The sequence below is a fragment of the Pseudomonas sp. GW821-FHT11G12 genome, assembly GCF_058808055.1.
Genome location: NZ_JBXARH010000006.1, coordinates 253,551 through 271,505 on the forward strand (window position 1 = coordinate 253,551; position 17,955 = coordinate 271,505).

Sequence of the window (17,955 nt, forward strand, 5' to 3'; positions counted from 1 at the left end):
GATGGATTTGTGAACGCGACTTCAGCGTTGCGTCACGAGGTTTTCGGCACCGCGCTCACGCACCCAGAACAGCGTAGCCCCGGCCACGGCGGCCGGCATCATCAGGATGTTCACCACTGGAATCAGCAACGCCAGGTAAACGATCCCGCCAAAGCTCATGCTCTGCCAGCGCTTCTGCCGCAGCCAGGCCAGCATCTCGTTCCAGCCCAGCTTGTGGTTGTCCGCCGGGTAGTCGATGTACTGGATCGCCATCATCCACACGCCGAACAGCAGCCACAGCGGTGCGGCGACGATGTTTACCATCGGGATGAACGAGAGGATGAACAGGCCGATGGCGCGCGGCAGGAAGTAGCCCAGTTTGCGCATTTCACGGGCGAGGGTGCGCGGGATCATGGCGATCAGTTCGCCCCAGCTGAAGGCCGGGAAGTCGTCGGTGCCGCGCACCACGACTTCGACTTTTTCTGCGAGAAAACCATTGAACGGCGCCGCGATCACGTTGGCCAGCATGGTGAAGGTGAAAAACACCATCAATGCCACCAGCACCACGAACAGCGGCCACAGGATGTAGCTCAGAAAGCTCAGCCAGTCGGGGAGCGACGGCATCAGGGTATCGACCCACAGGCTGAACTGGTGGCCGGCGAAATAGATCAATCCGACGAACAGCACCAGGTTGATGGCCAGCGGCAGCAGCACAAAAAGGCGCAGGCCAGGGCTCAAGACCAGTTTGAGGCCTTCACGCAGGTATTGCGGGCCAGACATGACAGGGGCGGGCATAAGGTGCTCCGAGCAAGGGAAATCGCGCCGACCTTACCGACTTTGCATAACCTGTGAAAGCGCGGCAGCGGGATCGACATTCACTGTAACAAAGACGTCCATCTCGTCAGTGTGTCGGCATAGAGACCACCTATGAGCTGGATTGTTAAACCGTATTTCCTTAATCTTGCCCCCCTCGATACGCTGCACCCAACTTTTTACAGGACTGTCGAGCTCATGCCTTCCCCAAGGTTATCCACAGTCCTTTTTTATTCTCGCCGGCAGTCCGGCGTCCGCGCCTGATGTATTGGCCGGTCAACAGGAGACAGGTTCATGTCTGAAGTCCGTCATTCGCGAGTGATCATCCTCGGTTCCGGCCCTGCCGGTTACAGCGCTGCTGTCTACGCTGCCCGTGCCAACCTCAAGCCGCTGCTGATCACCGGCATGCAGGCCGGCGGTCAACTGACCACCACCACCGAAGTCGACAACTGGCCGGGTGACGTCCACGGTCTGACCGGTCCGGTGCTGATGGAGCGTATGCGTGAGCACGCCGAGCGTTTTGAAACCGAGATCGTGTTCGATCACATCAACGCGGTGGACTTCGCTTCCAAACCGTACAGCCTGACTGGCGACAGCGGCACCTACACCTGCGACGCCCTGATCATCGCCACCGGCGCCAGCGCTCGTTACCTGGGCCTGCCGTCGGAAGAAGCGTTCATGGGCAAAGGCGTTTCGGCCTGCGCGACCTGCGACGGTTTCTTCTATCGCAACAAACCGGTGGCCGTGGTCGGTGGCGGCAACACCGCTGTCGAAGAAGCCCTGTACCTGGCCAACATCGCCAGCAAGGTCACCCTGATCCACCGTCGCGAAACCTTCCGCGCCGAGAAGATCCTGATCGACAAGCTCAACGCCCGTGTGGCCGAAGGCAAGATCGAGCTGAAACTGAACGCGACCCTGGACGAAGTGCTGGGCGACAACATGGGCGTGACCGGTGCACGTCTGAAGAACAACGACGGCAGCTTCGACGAAATCAAGGTCGACGGCGTGTTCATCGCGATCGGCCACACCCCGAACACCTCGCTGTTCGAAGGTCAGCTGGAATTGAAAGACGGCTACCTGGTGGTTCAGGGCGGCCGTGAAGGCAACGCCACTGCGACCAGCGTCGAAGGCATCTTTGCTGCCGGCGACGTGGCCGACCACGTTTACCGTCAGGCCATCACCTCGGCCGGCGCCGGCTGCATGGCGGCACTGGACACTGAGCGTTACCTGGACGATCTGCAAAACGCTTCGTTCTAAGATTGCAGACATAAAAAAACCGGCCAATTGGCCGGTTTTTTTGTACCCGCGATTCGCTAGGGAATCAGCGGCGGATCAGCGGCTGCGCTTCGAACTTCACACCGGCCAGACCGTGCTGGATCAGCGCACGGATATTGCCGTGGTCGCTGCCTTCAGGCGTCGCCACGACCGAACGGTAGTGTTCGCCGAATGCCAGCAGCGCTTCTTCGTCGTTCAAGCCTTCCAGCAGCGCCAGACCCAGCGTCTTGCACGAACCTTCATTCTGCCCGGCCGCGTTTTCCACGCCGCCGTTGTTGAACGCCTGAGGCTGGTAGTCGTAACCGGCGGCGACAAACGCCAGGGTGTCGGCAAAAACGTGTTCGCCGCTCTTGAGGCTGGCGCGCAGGGTGTTCAGATCACTCATTGGGTTTTCCTTTGGCGAACGCCGCTTGTTGTTCGGCGCTGGCTTCTTGCTGATATTGGGCTTTCCACTCGGCGTACGGCATGCCGTAAACCACTTCGCGGGCATCGTCGAGGCTGACGTCGATCTGGCGCTCGTCGGCGGCGGCCTTGTACCACTTGGACAGGCAATTGCGGCAGAACCCGGAGAGGTTCATCAGGTCGATGTTCTGCACATCCTTGCGGCTGTCCAGGTGGGCGACCAGCCGGCGGAAGGCGGCGGCTTCGAGTTCGAGGCGTTGTTGCTCGGTCATGATGGGCTCTGTGCAGTCAAATCGTGGCGCGGATGATAAAAGTCTGACGCTTGAAGCGCCAGACGCACTCAGCGGCTGGCGGCGAGGGTGATCGACACCGACTCGGCAAAACGCAACGCGTGCGGCTTGTCGACTTCGACCTCGGCGTACAGCACCGATTCGTTGACCATCACCAGATCCAGCAATTCCTGGGTCAGGCGTTCGAGCAGCGCGAAGCGGTTGCCTTCCACGTGGGCGATGATCGCCTTGGTGATGGTGCGGTAGTTCAGCGCGTGGTCGATGTCGTTGTCGCGCACCGCTTCCTGCGCGGCGTACAGGATGGTCAGGTTGATCAGCACATCCTGCTTGTTGAGGATTTCGTCCTCGTTGATCCCGATAAAGGTGCGCAGGCGCAGATCCTTGACCCGGATGCGCGCCATTCCCGGTTGAAGTTGTGGCATTTACTTGCTCCGTCCAATCAATTGCAGGAACTCCTGGCGGGTGTTGCTCGACTCGCGGAAGGCGCCGAGCATGACCGAGGTGTTCATGGTCGAATTCTGTTTCTCGACACCGCGCATCATCATGCACATGTGCCGGGCTTCGATGACCACCGCGACACCGGCGGCATCGGTGACTTGCTGGACCGCCTCGGCGATCTGCCGGGTGAGGTTTTCCTGGATCTGCAGGCGGCGGGCGAACATGTCCACCAGCCGTGCGATCTTCGACAGCCCCAGCACCTTGCCCGTCGGAATATAAGCCACATGGGCCTTGCCGATGAAGGGCAGCAGGTGATGTTCGCACAACGAGTAGAGCTCGATGTCCGCGACGATGATCATCTCGTCGGTGTCGGAAGCAAACAGCGCACCATTGACGATCTCGTCGACGCTCTGTTCGTAGCCGTGACACAGATACTGCATGGCCTTGGCCGCCCGCACCGGTGTGTCGAGCAAGCCTTCACGGTCGGGATCTTCACCGAGGCCGATCAGGATCTCGCGGTAGTTTTCGGGCAGGGAACGGGTCATGGAGCATCCTCGCGGGGGCGTTTTACTTGACGTGCCGCCCGCCGTTGACGGTCAGGGTCGTGCCGGTGACATAAGGGTTGTCGAGCAGGTAGCGCAGGCTCTGATAGATCACTTCGCTGCCGGGTTCAATGCCCAGCGCGGACTTGGCCAGCGCCTTGGCGCGGTATGCCGCGTCGTCGTCGGGATTGAACAATAGCAGGGCCGGCGCGATGCCGTTGACCTTGATTGACGGGGCGTAGCGCGCGGCGAAGGACAGCGTGAGACTGTCGAGCCCGGCCTTGCTGGCGCAATAGCCGATGTGTTTGCTGCTGCCCTTGCGGGTGACGTCGTCGCTGATGTGGATGATATCGGCGGGGTTCGAGCGTCGCAGCAGGTCGGCGCAATGCAGATTGATCAGGTACGGCGCCAGCATGTGGATGTTGAACATGCGGGTGAAGGCTTCGGCTTCGTCGTCCCCGTTTTCCGCCAGCCACTCGGAGGCGTTGTGGACGATGGCTCGCAGGCTGTCGGTGTGGGTTTTCAGTTCGGCGATGAACGCCAGGATGGAAGCTTCACTGGAAAAGTCCGCGAACACGCCGATCGCGCCCAGGTCCTTCAGCGTCTTCACGCCCGGACGTTCGCTACGGTAAGTGAAGATGACCCGGTGACCGTCCTCCAGCAACCGCTGCGCACAATGCAGCCCGACGCGCTGGCCGGCACCAGTGATGAGAATGGGAGCTGCAAAAGAGGTCATGAACGGCTCGCGTCGAGGTCAGAGCAAAAACTATAACAGCGACGCGAGCGATGGTTTCAGCGATTTTGCGTGGACGCCGCGCCAGGCAGTGGACGGGGTGGGGAACTGTTGAGCCAGCCGGCCAGCAGGCGTGTCGACAGTGGAATGAAGAAATAGACCATCAACGGCGTCAGGCACAGTGTGCTGATGAACACGCGGGGCAACAGGCTCATTTCACCGAGCAGCGGACCGAGCACGAAGTTGAACAGCAGGGAAACCGGGAAGAACGCCAGCCAGATGGCCACGGCCTGTTTCCAGCGCGCAGGTCGCACGCCGGCTGCACCGAACCAGCCTTCGATGCCGCTGACCCGATGTTCGGTCGGGTGGGCAAACAGATCACTGCCACGGGCCAGCCACGCGGTGCGCGAGGCCGAGTGCTCCCAGGCGTGCAGGGTCTGTTCGTCGACAAAGCGGAAAATGATCTGGAACTCATCGTCGCCGGGAGGCGGAGCCAATACGCCGGAACCCAGGTAGCCGGGAAAGTCGGTGGCCAGTTGTTCGCCTTCGCGCAGCCAGGCGATCAGGTCCTGATAGCGGCCATCGGCGACGCGACGCGCGACCATCAGCGTGACGGGGGAAGTAGACATCGTGTATCTCCGTATTACGTTTGCGTCGTTCCGGGTAGGAACTTCGCCTGACGCAGCGCCGGGGTAGAGGGCTGCGCTTTTCGACAAGCAAGGATTATTCCTGATTATTGTGACGAAACCAGAGAGTTTCGTCCCGTTTCATCGCTTGAACCGACAAGGGGCATCCGGAGTAGAATGGGATCCAACTACGCTAACAACGCCAACAAGGACGTGCCCGCACACATGCCTGTCATTACAGACGTTCGCCCTGCTTCGCAGGCATCTGTTGCGCTTGAGCGCGAGGAGCTTTTCCCCATACGTGAAGTGGCGCGTCTGACCGGAGTGAACCCGGTCACGCTGCGCGCATGGGAGCGACGTTATGGTTTGATCCAGCCGACACGCACCGAAAGCGGGCACCGGCTGTATTCGATGACCGATATCGAGCGCGTTCGCAGCATCGTCGACTGGATTGATCGTGGTGTCTCGGTGAGCAAGGTCGGCAGGATCCTGGCCAAGACCGAGCCGATGAAAGCGCTGGCGCACATCATTCCCAATGACATGGTGCAGGCCGACTATCTGCAATGGCAGGATCAGGTCCAGCGCGCGGTCAGTTCATTCGATGACCAGGAACTGGATCGGGTTTACGGGCAGATTTTCTCTTCCTACACGCTGCCTGTGGTGTTCCAGGACATCCTCATGCCGCTGTGGCTGCGCTTGTTGCAGCGCCAGGATTCATTCGGGCAAACCAGCGAGTGGCTGTTCCTTGATGGTTTCCTGAGGGCGCGGGTGCTGCAGCGAATTGTCGTGTTGCGTGGCTCGCATCCGCGCAAGGTGATTGTCAGCGCCCTGGCGGGGCAGTGCCGCGAACTCGAATTACTGGTGGCGGCGCTGTTTCTCAGTGGCAATGACACGGGCGTTCGTGTGTTGACCACCGGCCAGCCGTTCGATGAGCTGACGCTGGTTTGCGAAAAAATCAAACCGCAGGCGCTGGTGCTGTTTTCCAATCACGCCCCGACTACCGAATTGCCCCGGCGTCTGAACCGCCTGGCCCTGAGCCTGGATTGTCAGTTGATGCTGGCAGGCGATGCGTCGGATCTGGCACAGGACAGCCTGGCCGGTTCATCGGTGGGCTGTCTGGGCAATGAAGGTTCGACCATGCGCCAGCGCCTGAACCAGTTTCTCGCGGGGACGCTGGATACCTGAGGTTCAGGTGTGCAGGGCAGGGTGAGTCAGGCGATGTTGCTGAAGGATGAACTGGCGCAGGCGCTCGGTCTCGTCGGCGTCGCTCTGGCTCAAGTCGTAGGCGTAGAAACCACTTTCGGTTTCCCGTTCGAAGGTGCCGCGGAGGGAAATCCGCTCATAGCCTGAAGGGCTGAACCACAGCGCGAAATGCTTCGGTGGCTTGGTCTTGTTGCGCACTTCCAGCAACACGCCTTTGTGCGAAACCTCGTGAACCCACAGCATGCCCGGTTGGCCCTTGGCATTCTCCAGCGCTACCGGTTCTTCAAGGGCCAGACGCCATGGGCGCACCATCGGCCCGTCTTCATAAATGCTTGGAACACCCAGGCGCAAATGCAGGGCGTGGAATTCGTCTTCCACCAGATGCAGCGGAAAAGTCATCTGCTGGTTTTCGAAGTTGGCCTGGATGGTGACTTGTTCATGGGCCGCCAGGCGCGTGAGCAGATCACGGATTTGCGAACCACCATTGACCAACAGGCTCGACGTCGCATCCCGCACATTGAGCTGCGGGTTGTGTTGCATGGTCTGGATGAAATCCAACTCGTCCTGGGTCAGGAGGGCGTCGCGTTGCATGGCTAGCTCGAAATAAATAATTACAAAGTCATTGGTGATTGTAGTTAATGACACTTAGTTCGCTGTTTTGTTTGCGCCGTTCGTCGCTTTGATGGCTGCCAGCTCTGCCTCGAGTGCCGCGACCTGGGCTTCCAGCTGCGCCACTCGCTGCTGCGCCTTGACCTGAACGGTCACGTCCTTTTGCACGCCGACGAAGTAAGTCTGTCCATCGTCAGCGTTTTTTACCGTCGACAGCGACAGCTCGTTCCAGAACGGTGTGCCGTCCTTGCGGTAGTTACGCAGGATTTCGCGGCACGAACCGTTATTGCGCAAGGTCTCTCGAATGAGGGGCAGGTTGTCCTGGTCCCGGTCTCCGGCCTGCAGAAAACGGCAATCCTGATACAGGATCTCTTCACTGGTGTAACCCGTCAGGCGTTCGAAAGCCGGGTTCACGTAAATCAGGATGTTGTCCTCTTTACCTTCCCGTTCGGCCACCACGATTCCATCGTTCGACGCGTTGATCACCATCTGCAGCAGGCTGGCATTGATCATCTTTGAATCCTTTCAAGGGTGTCGGTGGCAGGCATTCTAGAAGATCAATCGGCGCTGTCTACTGGCCATCAGCGCTTATCGAGAGCCAATCGCAACATTGCGCCGCCGGCTGTTACTATCGCCGCTCTTTTTTTCAGTTTCAGGATCAGATTGATGAAAGTCGCCATCCTCTCCGGCTCGGTGTACGGCACGGCCGAAGAAGTCGCCCGCCACGCCCAGAGCCTGTTGAAAGCCGCCGGTTTTGAAACCTTCTACAACTCGCGTGCCAGCCTCGCCGACCTCCAGGCCTTTGGCCCTGAAGCCTTGCTGGCCGTGACCTCGACCACGGGCATGGGCGAGTTGCCGGATAACCTGCAACCCTTGTACTCGACCCTCCGCGATCAGCTGCCGGCAGCCTGGCGTGGCTTGCCTGGCGCGGTGATCGCATTGGGCGACGCCAGTTACGGCGACACTTTCTGCGGCGGCGGCGAGCAGATGCGTGAGCTGTTCGGCGAACTCGGCGTGCGTGAAGTGCAGGACATGCTGCGCATCGACGCCAGCGAGAGCGTCACCCCGGAAACCGACGCCGAGCCTTGGCTGGAGCAGTTGATCGCCACGCTCAAGGGCTGATCCCGCGTTCGCGCAACAGCGCGAGCCAGGCTTGTGCAGCCTTCGACAGATACGCGCCCCGGCGCCAGATGAAGGCGATGTCCCAGCGCAGGTAATCCGGCGCGTTCAAGGTCAGGCGAACCACGCCTGGCCGCACCAGACCGCGTGCTACCACGCTCGGCAGCAGCACCACGCCTTGCCCGGCGGCCACCAGCGCCGCGAGGAAATCCGCCTGGCCGCTACGGCCACCTTCTTTCGGGGTGAAGCCCATCTGCTGGCACGCCTGAAGCAAACGATCGTTGAGCACGAAACTGCGCTGATACAAAAGGAACGGCGTCTCAGCCAATTCCTCCAGAGCGATCTCGCCTTTTGCCGCCAGCGGGTGATCCACCGGCAGCAGCGCATCGAGCGGTTCATCGCAGAAGGGCTGGAAGTCGAACTGTGGGTCTTTCGGCCGCAGACTGCCGCCCAGTTCCAGTTCACCGCTCAATAGCGCCTGTTCGATATTGCGGCTGCCACCTTCGAGCAACTGCACGCTGATGTTCGGGTAACGCCGCCGGTACTCGGCGAACAGCCCGGCAAACAGTGCATCGCTGCCCAGCAAGGGCAAACCGAGACGCAGCTCGCCGCGCGCCAGTTGGCTGAGGTCATCCAGTTCACTGAGCAATTCATTGCGCAGGCGCAGCATGCCTTCAGCCCGTTGCAACACCACGCTGCCGGCGGCGGTCAGGCGTAGCTGCGAGCCCAGTCGTTCGAGCAGCGGCGTGCCCAGGCTCTGTTCGAGCTGAGCGATCTGCTTGCTCACGGCGGACTGACTGATGTGCAGGGTTTTTGCCGCCTGGGTGAAACCGCCCTGATGCATGACTTCGACGAAGCTTTTGAGCTGTTTGAATTCCATGGCCTGATTCCAAATTGGAATGGCTTTGAGTCTAACAATTCGCTTCGGGGATGGCAGTCCGGTTCGTAAAATAGGCACCTGAAAGGAGCCCAACCATGAACGCCTCAACACTCAAATATCTCTCTCGCCTGCTGGCCGAACTGGCCGTGCTGCTCGGTCTCTATCTGCTCGGCTGCCAACTGGCTGCGTGGCTGGCATGGCCGATCCCCGGCGGCGTGATCGGCATGGCGTTGCTGCTGTTGGCTTTTGCGTTCGGGTGGGTCAAGCCGGCGGCGCTGCAAATGGGCGCGGGACTGCTGATGGCCGAGATGCTGCTGTTCTTCATTCCGGCCTTGATGAGCCTGCTGGATTACGGTGCATTGCTGCGTGACGACGGCTGGCGAATCCTGTTGGTGATCGCCGCCAGTACGCTGATGGTGATGCTGGTGACGGCGTTCACCGTGGAACTGGCCGTGCGTCTGAGGCGGTCCCATGAAGCTTGAACTGATGCCGATGTTCTGGCTGGCATTCACGCTGCTGGCCTACTTGTTCAGTCGCTGGCTGTATCGTCGGACCGGTCGCTACGTGCTTTCGCCACTGATTCTGGTCCCCGCATTATTGCTGGCCCTCGCCGTGCCGCTGCATACCGCCTACGCCGAATACTCCAGCAACACCCATTGGCTGATGCTGGTGCTCGGCCCGGTCACCGTCGCGTTTGCGGTGCCGATCTGGCAACAGCGGCGTCTGCTGGTGCGTCACTGGTCGGCGTTGCTGCTGGGCATGCTCGCCGGCAGTACGGCGTCGATTGCGACTTCGTTTGGCCTGGCCAGGGCCTTGGCGCTGGACAGTTCGGTAACGCTGTCACTGGTGCCGCGCTCGATCACCACGCCGTTTGCCATGCCGCTGGCGCAGGATCTGGGTGGTGTGCCCGAACTGACGGCGGTGTTCGTGATGTTCACCGGGGTGTTCGGCGCGATGCTGGGCGGGGTGTTGCTCAAGTGGTTGCCGCTGCGCAGTGCCCTGGCGCGTGGCGCCCTGTTTGGCGTGGGCGCTCATGGTGCGGGCGTCAGTCGCGCCCATGAAGTGGGGGGCGAAGAAGGTTCGGTGGCGGGGCTGGTCATGGTGCTCACCGGACTGCTCAATCTGTTCGCCGCGCCTTTGTTGGCGTCGTTGCTTTGACATGGATCCAAGCGGCTGGCGTGGCTGACTCGTTCAGTCATCAAGCTGGCTGCCAATGCAACTACGCGATCCCCCGGGGCTGACTAGACTGCTGACACCTGCCGAAAAAAACAAAAACAGAGGTGCATACAGTGAGCGTAGCCCCCGTCCCTTCTTCCTTGAATGTCAAAGACCAGGTCAGTGCTGCGGAGTGGCAGACCCGGGTCGATCTCGCCGCCTGTTATCGACTGGTCGCCCTGCATGGCTGGGACGATCTGATCTTCACCCACATCTCGGCCAAGGTGCCGGGCACCGAAGACTTCCTGATCAACCCGTTCGGCCTGATGTTCCATGAGATCACTGCGTCCAGTCTGGTGAAGGTCGACCAGGCCGGCAACAAGCTCATGGACAGCCCTTACGAGATCAACCCCGCCGGTTACACCATTCACAGTGCCGTCCACGAAGTGCGGCATGACGTGGCCTGCGTGCTGCATACCCACACCGCTTCCGGCGTTGCGGTGTCGGCGCAGAAACAGGGCGTGTTGCCGATCAGTCAGCAATCGTTGTTCGTGCTGTCGAGCCTGGCCTTTCACGCTTATGAAGGCGTGGCGCTCAATCACGAAGAGAAGGCCCGGTTGCAGGCCGACCTCGGCGAAAACAATTTCTTGATGCTGCACAACCACGGCTTGCTGACCTGCGGCGGCACCATCGCCGACACGTTCCTGATGATGTTCACCTTTCAGCGTGCCTGTGACATCCAGGTCATGGCGCAAACCGGCGGTGCCGAACTGATCGCCATCGAACCGCAGATTCTGGCAGGCGCCAAGGCGATGATCGCTGGCGTCACCAAAAGTGCTCAAGGGATGGGCGGCGCACTGGCCTGGCCGGCACTGCTGCGCAAACTCGATAAACAAGACCCGGGGTATAAACTGTAATGCCTCTCGCCGAGATTCCTCTGAGTGCCTGGCGCAAACGCAGCCAGACGTTTGTCTTTCGTGGCCAGCCGATCCGCTACTGGACGGCCGGGCAGGGCGAACCGCTGCTGCTGATCCACGGTTTTCCGACGGCCAGTTGGGACTGGCATTACCTGTGGCAGCCACTGTCCCAGCGCTACCGGGTGATTGCCTGCGACATGCTCGGCTTCGGCGACTCTGCCAAACCGCTGAGTCACACCTACAGCCTGCTGGAGCAGGCCGATCTGCAACAGGCCTTGCTGGCGCATCTGCAGGTCGAGCAACCAGTGCACATTCTGGCTCACGACTATGGCGACAGCGTTGCCCAGGAACTGCTGGCCCGGCATTACGATGACCTGATCGAAGTCGCCAGTTGCGTGTTCCTCAACGGTGGTCTGTTTCCGGAAACCCATCGGCCATTGTTGACGCAAAAACTGTTGCTCAGCCCGTTGGGCTGGATGATCGGCCGCGCGTTTACCCGCGATGCACTGGTGAAGAGTTTCCATCAGATCTTCGGCCCGGACACCCGGCCCAGTGAAAGTGAGATGGATGATTTCTGGAGCCTGATCGAGTGCAATCGCGGGCCGCGAATCATGCACAAACTGATCACCTACATCCCCGAACGCCGGGTGCAGCGTGATCGTTGGGTCGCGGCGATGCAGCGCGGCGAGGTGCCGTTGCGGGTGATCGATGGCGAAGTCGATCCGATCTCCGGTGCACACATGGTCGAGCGTTATCGCGAGCTGATTCCCGACGCGGACACCGTGCTGTTGCCGGGCATCGGTCATTACCCGCAAAGCGAAGCGCCGGTGCAGGTGCTCAAGCACTACCTCGAATTTCGCGATCACTTCGTGTTGCCGCCGCGCAAGGTGGCGTGTTCCTGATCGCAGGGCGGAGGCGCTTTGCGCCTCTGCACGGTTTCATCATCCCCCAGCCTTATCGCGCACCATTCAGCCTCAGCCGTGTTCGTTGTGACCGCACGCTCTGTGCCTGACACTCAGGGACACTGTCCCTCAGGCCTGCTGGAGTTGCCTCGATGAATGAGTCTGTGCGTTTCGAAGATAAAGTCGTGATCGTCACCGGAGCCGGCGGTGGCCTGGGACGCGCACATGCTTTGCTGTTCGCCAAACAGGGCGCCAAAGTGCTGGTCAACGACCTCGGCGGCTCGACCCAGGGCGAAGGCGCCAACGCCTCGGCCGCCGACCGCGTGGTGGCGGAAATCCGCGAGGCCGGCGGCATCGCCGAGGCCAACCATGATTCCGTCACCGACGGCGATAAACTGGTGCAGAACGCCCTGGACGTGTTCGGCCGCGTCGATGTCGTGGTCAACAACGCCGGGATCCTGCGCGACAAGACCTTCCACAAAATGGAAGACGCCGACTGGGATCTGGTCTACCGCGTCCACGTCGAAGGCGCCTACAAAGTGACCCGCGCCGCATGGTCACACCTGCGCGAGCAAAACTATGGCCGGGTGATTTTCACTGCATCGACCTCGGGCATCTACGGCAACTTCGGCCAGTCCAACTATGGCATGGCCAAACTCGGTCTTTACGGTCTGACCCGCACCCTGGCCATCGAAGGTCGCAAGAACAACATCCTGGTCAACGCCATTGCCCCCACCGGCGGCACGCGCATGACCGAAGGCCTGATCCCGCCGCAAGTGTTCGAACAGCTCAAACCGGAACTGGTCAGCCCGCTGGTGGTTTACCTGGCCAGCGAACAATGCCAGGAAACCTCGGGACTGTTCGAAGTCGGCGGCGGCTGGATGGGCAAGGTGCGCTGGGAGCGCAGCCTGGGCGCCGGGTTCGATCCGCGCGTGGGGTTCTCACCGGAAGAGGTGGCGGCGCACTGGCAGCAGATCTGTGATTTCGAAGGGGCGGCGCATCCGAAGGACAATATCGAGGCGCTGAAGGAAATGATGGCGAATTTGCAGAAGTATTCGTTGTAATACATAGAGAGACGAGCAGGCATGAGTTGCCTGCTCGTTGTTTGCTTTCTATTCTTCGTTTTTAAATCCGGGTTTTCCGTTGGCAGCGCGCCAAGCCTTGATGGTTTCTAAAACTCCTGCCGGACTGTCGTCCGTACCCTCTTCCGGGTAGTAAAGAACGTCCGTTCCATTTGGGTGCTCCGAGGTTTTTACAATGTTGTCGACGATAGCGTCATGCTCTTTTTCTGATGAGTAATCACCTTCGACCAGCCGATTAATAAGTGCTACATATTCGGCTTCCGTATATTCCTCAAATTTATTCTTGAATTTCATTTTTTTGTTTTCTCATTTCGGAATGGGTTTCAATGTGTCGTTTTGGAGTTAATACACGAAGATTGTCTAGATCGTAAACCGAACCACCTTCAGCGATAGGTACGACATGATGTATATCCAGTTTTGTTTTTCCACCCACTTGTTCTGACCTGGGAGCTGTTGGTGAGAGGCCCTTTTTTATGTCAAATTTACTGAAAGGGGTGAATTGTTCAAACAACGCTTGATCATTCCCTACCGCCTTCCAAAACGCCTTGCGAAATGCCCTGAAACTCGAAAACTCCCTACCTCTGAGCTTATCCGCAATTTGCGTCGGAATCGGCGCACCTTGCTGCGTCGCAGCTGTTCCCAACCAATTGCCTGAAACCGTTTGCCCTATCCCACTGGCGATACCGGGATCCTGCCGCCGATCCCGAAACATCGTGAAAATCGGCGGTATTCCAGAGTCGATCGGGAAAACCGTAACCCATCCATCAAACCCGTACTGATCAAGCTGAGGAAATGGATCGATCCGTCCGCTGTCAGGCGTGACATCGGCGCCTTCGTAGTTCGGCAAGTCTGTGTCGGCGACTGGCAAATCTGTCGAAGGATTCAGCGGTTTTACCAACGGCGTCCAAGTGACGACAGGGCCTTTGGAGTCGCTTGCATTAGCAGTGGAAATGTAAGTGTTTTTCTGTACGTCAAAGCGTGCGAGTACCACCGGCACTTTGCTGGGGACTGTCACGCCATCGGTGCTGACGACGACAACTTCGACTCTGTTACCTGACGTTCTGGAGCCAAGCCTGACCGGCAGATCGACTTCACCGCCGGTCGTCGCCAGTTCGTACAGGTCGGTGTCCAAATCAGGCGCAAGTTCTGATAGCGGGACACTTGCAGCAAACAGGTCGCCGTTCCCAAGTTCCGAAGGAGCGAGCAAAGCGGCGAATCCGACGATCACTGGTGCAGCCGCTGTGGAGATGGCCGCCAGCGCCAGGGACACCGCCGTTCGCAGCGACGTTCTGAGTGCCAGCGTGGTTGCCGGGTTGTTGCCAAAAACACCGAGCGGCCCGGTAAAGGTCGGGCCGAATGCGGCCATCGATCCGGCATTGGCAAAGATGGGAGATTGTCCGCTCAGGGCGTTTTCTGCTTGCCGTCGGGCTTGTTCCCTGGCGTTCTTGCGCGCTTTTTTACGGCGTCTTTTCTGTGCCTTTCGCAGCGCTTTCTGCTGTTTTTCCTGCCGTGTTTTTTCAGCCAGCAGCCGGCGCTCTTCATTGCGGCGCTGAGCATCGGCTTGCGCTTGCAGACGTGCCTGCTCGGCAGCAACCTGTTGCGCGGCAGCGTCGGCGGCGATTTGCGCCTGCTCAGCGGCGAGCCGTTGTGCTTCAGCCAGCGCTGCAAGGCGCGCCTCTTCACGAGCCTGGATTTCCTCTTGTTCCTTTTGCTGCCGTGCCGCCTCTGCGAGTGCTTGCTGACGGTGTTGTTCGGCGGCAACGCGCTCTCGCTCGGCCACTACGCGTGCAGCTTGTGCCAGCGCTTCAAGTCGAGCTTGTTCATTGATCCGCGCCAGTTCGGCAGCAGCTCTCTGCGCTTGTTGCTCTGCAGCGATTCGCGCTTGATCGTTGGCCTGAACGGTCGCCAGCCAGTTGAGCACATTGACTTGTTGCTGGTTGAGCATCTGCAACGATTGCGACAACAGCCTCGCTTCGTGAGCGGCCCGGTATGAGAACGACCAGGTCTGAAAGGCAATGCCATCAGGCTTGAGAGGGCGCTCCATCGTTCGCGCCCGCGCGGTGAAATCGTTCAACGGGCGGTTCAGGGGATCGCTGCCATAAAACGTGTTGCCCAAGGCGGTCTGGCGATGAAACTCGGCCGTCTTGCGCGCCATCAGCGTATTGCGAACACCGAGCTCGCGAATGATTGCCTCGGCGGGCGGCAGAGGGTGAGTTGAAACTTCAAGTCTGGCGGCGGCAAGTTCATGTTCGAGGGTTTGTGCAAGTTGACTTGCTCTGGCCTGAAACTCCTGATCCAGAACTTGAGCGGTGCCTTTCACGATATGTACGTTGCCCGCAAAGGCAGGCGGTCTTTGAAAGGCGCCGCTGCTGCTGATATCGAATGTCGTTGCCGGTAACGGGTTGTAGCCGGGAGGCGCTGGTGCTGTCGTGTGGACAGGCTCGGTCAGCTCCCATGCTGGAGGCCTTTGCATATTCATATCCTTTTGAATGTGCGCTGTTTAAAAGTGATGAGTTGTTCTGCCATTAGAAGTTACAGGTGAAACGTCGGGCGCGGGTCCGAGAGTCCTGTAGGCAGTTACAGAAGAGTGCGGCAGAAAATTCGGTGATAAATAACGAATAGAAGTTGTTCGTTATTTCAATAAGGAAGTTTCCGAAAAGGATTCAGGAAGCATCTGACAGTGGCGAAGGGAGTGACTGATTGCTGACTCGGCGCGATAAACCATCGCCCATAAAAAAGGCCGCTGCAAACGCAGCGGCCAAGGTAAGACGTTGGATCAAGGAGCTACAAATCAACGTCAGTGAACACCAGGGTGATGGAGCGAAAAACGCTTCGGTCCATCAGAAATCGGTTGCCGACGACTCGGTCGCGGACTTTGTGCTTCGTGGCGGTCTGCCTTGAAAGCCCGCTCAGAATAAGGGCTTGAAGCCAAAGGAAAAATAGCGATTCCGGACATGCACTGTTACGGGGCATGTAACAGTGCTGCGTCTTGAGGTGGGCATCATCCGTTGAATTGATCATGGGTTATCCAGCTTGCCCATGCCTCGCGGCAAGCCCCGTTCCAGGCGGGGATTCATCCTTTCGGGCGACAGCGCGAATACCTCCTTGGTGCGCTTATCGTCCCCGTGTGGCGGCAGTAGGGTGGGGCCTTCTGTCACTCACCGGGGAAGACGCATGACAAAAACAACAATGCGCGCCATCTTCAAACCGCAGGCGCTGGCGGCTGCGGTCGCCTTGGGTTGCTGTGCCCAGGCCCATGCGATCGATTTCAACATCGGCGAAATCGAAGGCACGTTCGACTCATCGCTGTCGGTCGGCGCGAGCTGGGGCATGCGCGATGCGGACAAGTCGCTGGTCGGCACGGTCAATGGCGGTACGGGCCAGTCTTCGACCGGTGATGACGGGCGCTTGAACTTCAAGAAGGGCGAGACCTTTTCCAAGATCTTCAAGGGCATCCACGACCTTGAATTGAAGTATGGCGACACCGGTGTGTTCGTACGTGGCAAGTACTGGTACGACTTCGAACTCAAGGACGAAGACCGCGAGTTCAAGCCCATCAGCGACAAGGGCCGCAAGGAAGGCGCCAAGTCTTCCGGCGGGCAGATTCTTGATGCGTTCGTCTATCACAACTATTCCATCGCCGATCTGCCGGGCACCGTGCGTGCCGGCAAGCAGGTGGTGAGCTGGGGCGAAAGTACCTTCATCGGCAACTCGATCAACAGCATCAACCCGATCGACGTTTCGGCGTTCCGCCGGCCCGGCGCGGAGATCAAGGAAGGCCTGATTCCGGTGAACATGCTGTTCGGCTCGCAAAGCCTGACGGACAAACTTTCGGTCGAGGGCTTCTATCAGCTGGAGTGGGACCAGACCGTTCTCGACAACTGCGGCACCTTCTTCGGTGTCGACGTCGCGGCGGATGGTTGCAACCATGGTTACACCGTCGCCAATCCGGCAATCGCCCCGCTGGCACCGGTGGCCGCCGCTTTCGGACAACCCATCGAAGTCACTCGCGAAGGCGTCGTCGTGCCCCGTGGCGGTGATCGCGATGCACGGGATTCCGGGCAGTGGGGTACGGCGCTGCGCTGGCTCGGCGACGATACCGAATATGGCCTCTATTTCCTCAACTACCACAGCCGTACGCCCACGGTGGGCACCACCACGGCGGGCCTGTCGACTCTGGCGGCGCTGCCGGGGATGGTCAGCACCGCCAATCGCCTGGCCCCCGGCAGCGGTTCCGGGCTGGCGCAAAGCGTGATGCTCGGACGCGGTCAGTATTACCTCGAATACCCGGAAGACATCCGCCTGTATGGCGCGAGTTTCGCCACCACATTGCCCACCGGCACTGCGTGGACCGGCGAGCTCAGCTACCGCCCCAACGCCCCGGTGCAGGTCAACACCAACGACCTGACCCTGGCCTTGCTCAACCCGATTGCCGGCGGCGCGGCGTCGCCGCTGACTACGTCGCCGGGGGCCGACAACAAAGGCTACCGGCGCAAGGAAGTGACGCAACTGCAGAGCACGCTCACGCACTTCTTCGATCAGGTGCTGGGCGCCGAACGCCTGACCGTGGTCGGTGAGGCGGCGGTGGTCCGGGTCGGTGGTCTGGAGTCGCGCAGCAAGCTGCGTTACGGCCGCGATTCGGTGTACGGCCAGTACGGTTTCGGTGGTGACACCGGCGGGTTCGTCACGTCGACCTCTTGGGGCTATCGCGCCCGGGCCATCCTCGACTACGCCAACGTGATCGGCGGGATCAACCTCAAGCCTAACCTGTCCTGGTCCCACGACGTCTCCGGTTACGGCCCCAACGGGCTGTTCAACGAAGGCGCCAAGGCAATCAGCGTCGGGGTCGATGCCGACTACCGCAACACCTACACCGCGAGCCTTAGTTACACCGATTTTTTCGGCGGCGATTACAACGTCCTCACCGACCGTGACTTCGTGGCCCTGAGCTTCGGCGTGAACTTCTGATCTGCCCGAGAAGGATGAAATC

The 17,955-nt window shown here is 59.8% G+C and carries 21 protein-coding genes; 9 read left to right on the forward strand and 12 right to left on the reverse strand.

Annotated features, from left to right (window positions below):
* Positions 1–21: 21 nt before the first annotated feature.
* The gene (gene cysZ, locus AC1RR7_RS19635; RefSeq protein ID WP_493158219.1) at positions 22–774 is read right to left on the reverse strand and encodes a sulfate transporter CysZ; all 753 of its coding nucleotides are present in this window, start codon (positions 772–774) and stop codon (positions 22–24) included.
* Between the two features lie 312 nt (positions 775–1,086).
* Between cysZ and trxB the strand changes: the two genes are divergently transcribed.
* The gene (gene trxB, locus AC1RR7_RS19640; RefSeq protein WP_085711762.1) at positions 1,087–2,049 is read left to right on the forward strand and encodes a thioredoxin-disulfide reductase; all 963 of its coding nucleotides are present in this window, start codon (positions 1,087–1,089) and stop codon (positions 2,047–2,049) included.
* 64 nt (positions 2,050–2,113) lie between these two features.
* On the opposite strand, the gene AC1RR7_RS19645 is transcribed toward trxB, so the two are convergent.
* The 6 genes from AC1RR7_RS19645 to AC1RR7_RS19670 all read right to left on the reverse strand — a co-directional run bounded on the left by AC1RR7_RS19645 (position 2,114) and on the right by AC1RR7_RS19670 (position 5,101).
* A complete protein-coding gene (locus tag AC1RR7_RS19645; protein WP_493065285.1) occupies positions 2,114–2,452 on the reverse strand; it encodes a HopJ type III effector protein in 339 nt (112 codons plus the stop codon).
* Positions 2,445–2,741 carry a DUF1244 domain-containing protein gene (locus AC1RR7_RS19650; protein ID WP_102619451.1) on the reverse strand — a complete coding sequence of 99 codons (297 nt, stop codon included), beginning with the start codon at positions 2,739–2,741 and terminating at the stop codon, positions 2,445–2,447. Before AC1RR7_RS19650 ends, AC1RR7_RS19645 begins: the two co-directional genes overlap by 8 nt.
* Before the next feature lie 68 nt (positions 2,742–2,809).
* Complete coding sequence (gene folX / locus AC1RR7_RS19655; protein WP_096819038.1) at positions 2,810–3,181, reverse strand: dihydroneopterin triphosphate 2'-epimerase; 372 nt, start codon at positions 3,179–3,181, stop codon at positions 2,810–2,812.
* Entirely contained in the window at positions 3,182–3,742 is a 561-nt protein-coding gene (folE, locus tag AC1RR7_RS19660; protein ID WP_096819040.1) for a GTP cyclohydrolase I FolE, read from the reverse strand.
* 22 nt (positions 3,743–3,764) lie between these two features.
* The gene (gene folM / locus AC1RR7_RS19665; protein ID WP_102619452.1) at positions 3,765–4,475 is read right to left on the reverse strand and encodes a dihydromonapterin reductase; all 711 of its coding nucleotides are present in this window, start codon (positions 4,473–4,475) and stop codon (positions 3,765–3,767) included.
* 56 nt (positions 4,476–4,531) lie between these two features.
* The gene (locus tag AC1RR7_RS19670) at positions 4,532–5,101 is read right to left on the reverse strand and encodes an antibiotic biosynthesis monooxygenase (RefSeq protein WP_493158220.1); all 570 of its coding nucleotides are present in this window, start codon (positions 5,099–5,101) and stop codon (positions 4,532–4,534) included.
* Between the two features lie 222 nt (positions 5,102–5,323).
* On the opposite strand from AC1RR7_RS19670, the gene AC1RR7_RS19675 reads away from it, so the two are divergent.
* Positions 5,324–6,283 (forward strand): MerR family transcriptional regulator, encoded by a 960-nt coding sequence (locus AC1RR7_RS19675; protein ID WP_096819327.1) that lies wholly within the window; start codon positions 5,324–5,326, stop codon positions 6,281–6,283.
* Between the two features lie 3 nt (positions 6,284–6,286).
* On the opposite strand, the gene AC1RR7_RS19680 is transcribed toward AC1RR7_RS19675, so the two are convergent.
* Both AC1RR7_RS19680 and AC1RR7_RS19685 read right to left on the reverse strand, forming a co-directional pair.
* Positions 6,287–6,892, reverse strand: coding sequence for a hypothetical protein (locus AC1RR7_RS19680; RefSeq protein WP_192559797.1), 606 nt, complete (start codon positions 6,890–6,892; stop codon positions 6,287–6,289).
* Positions 6,893–6,946: 54 nt separating this feature from the next.
* Positions 6,947–7,423 (reverse strand): PAS domain-containing protein, encoded by a 477-nt coding sequence (locus AC1RR7_RS19685; protein WP_096819048.1) that lies wholly within the window; start codon positions 7,421–7,423, stop codon positions 6,947–6,949.
* Between the two features lie 153 nt (positions 7,424–7,576).
* Between AC1RR7_RS19685 and AC1RR7_RS19690 the strand changes: the two genes are divergently transcribed.
* A complete protein-coding gene (locus AC1RR7_RS19690) occupies positions 7,577–8,032 on the forward strand; it encodes a flavodoxin (protein ID WP_096819050.1) in 456 nt (151 codons plus the stop codon).
* Here the strand turns inward: AC1RR7_RS19690 and AC1RR7_RS19695 are convergent.
* A complete protein-coding gene (locus tag AC1RR7_RS19695; RefSeq protein WP_493158222.1) occupies positions 8,022–8,909 on the reverse strand; it encodes a LysR family transcriptional regulator in 888 nt (295 codons plus the stop codon). The genes AC1RR7_RS19690 and AC1RR7_RS19695 overlap by 11 nt on opposite strands.
* A gap of 95 nt (positions 8,910–9,004) precedes the next feature.
* Between AC1RR7_RS19695 and AC1RR7_RS19700 the strand changes: the two genes are divergently transcribed.
* The 5 genes from AC1RR7_RS19700 (at position 9,005) to AC1RR7_RS19720 (ending at position 12,947) form a co-directional block, all read left to right on the forward strand.
* The gene (locus AC1RR7_RS19700) at positions 9,005–9,391 is read left to right on the forward strand and encodes a CidA/LrgA family protein (protein WP_273537012.1); all 387 of its coding nucleotides are present in this window, start codon (positions 9,005–9,007) and stop codon (positions 9,389–9,391) included.
* A complete protein-coding gene (locus tag AC1RR7_RS19705; protein ID WP_192559802.1) occupies positions 9,381–10,067 on the forward strand; it encodes an LrgB family protein in 687 nt (228 codons plus the stop codon). The genes AC1RR7_RS19700 and AC1RR7_RS19705 overlap by 11 nt, the downstream gene beginning before the upstream one ends.
* A gap of 131 nt (positions 10,068–10,198) precedes the next feature.
* Entirely contained in the window at positions 10,199–10,981 is a 783-nt protein-coding gene (locus AC1RR7_RS19710; RefSeq protein WP_085729651.1) for a class II aldolase/adducin family protein, read from the forward strand.
* Positions 10,981–11,883, forward strand: a complete 903-nt coding sequence (locus AC1RR7_RS19715) for an alpha/beta fold hydrolase (protein ID WP_493158224.1) — start codon at positions 10,981–10,983, stop codon at positions 11,881–11,883. The genes AC1RR7_RS19710 and AC1RR7_RS19715 overlap by 1 nt, the downstream gene beginning before the upstream one ends.
* Before the next feature lie 152 nt (positions 11,884–12,035).
* Positions 12,036–12,947, forward strand: coding sequence for an SDR family oxidoreductase (locus AC1RR7_RS19720; protein ID WP_493158225.1), 912 nt, complete (start codon positions 12,036–12,038; stop codon positions 12,945–12,947).
* A 48-nt stretch (positions 12,948–12,995) separates the two neighbouring features.
* Here AC1RR7_RS19720 and AC1RR7_RS19725 read toward each other — a convergent pair whose 3' ends face one another.
* Positions 12,996–13,259 (reverse strand): bacteriocin immunity protein, encoded by a 264-nt coding sequence (locus tag AC1RR7_RS19725; protein ID WP_041475141.1) that lies wholly within the window; start codon positions 13,257–13,259, stop codon positions 12,996–12,998.
* A complete protein-coding gene (locus AC1RR7_RS19730; protein ID WP_493158227.1) occupies positions 13,243–15,444 on the reverse strand; it encodes a pyocin-S2/colicin E7-DNase domain-containing protein in 2,202 nt (733 codons plus the stop codon). The genes AC1RR7_RS19725 and AC1RR7_RS19730 overlap by 17 nt, the downstream gene beginning before the upstream one ends.
* Positions 15,445–16,139: 695 nt before the next feature.
* Between AC1RR7_RS19730 and AC1RR7_RS19735 the strand changes: the two genes are divergently transcribed.
* Entirely contained in the window at positions 16,140–17,933 is a 1,794-nt protein-coding gene (locus AC1RR7_RS19735) for a DUF1302 domain-containing protein (RefSeq protein ID WP_096819067.1), read from the forward strand.
* The last annotated feature ends 22 nt before the right edge of the window (positions 17,934–17,955 follow it).